Genomic DNA, 210 nt, shown 5'->3' on the forward strand with positions numbered 1-210 from the left:
CGCGGATTCAAAAGTTAAGTGCAACACATTTGTAATAGGTTGAGAAAATTAGGTGAATTACAATCATTATGATTTTTTCAACTCGCAATTGGAAAGCACACATGAAGCAATACACCCAACTTTCTCAAGATGAAAGATACGCAATTTCTCGCTGTATTAAAAGTGATAAATCTAAAACCCAATTGGCTCGTGAATTAAACCGTTCCCGTT

1 protein-coding gene is annotated in these 210 nt (G+C 35.2%); it reads left to right on the top strand.

The window, feature by feature from the left end; all coding sequences use genetic code 11:
• Nucleotides 1–101 precede the first annotated feature (101 nt).
• A partial coding sequence (locus GGG_RS20970; protein ID WP_138920305.1) for a helix-turn-helix domain-containing protein occupies nucleotides 102–210 on the top strand: 109 nt, incomplete at its 3' end.

Source organism: Acinetobacter sp. P8-3-8 (assembly GCF_000214135.1).
GTDB lineage: Bacteria > Pseudomonadota > Gammaproteobacteria > Pseudomonadales > Moraxellaceae > Acinetobacter.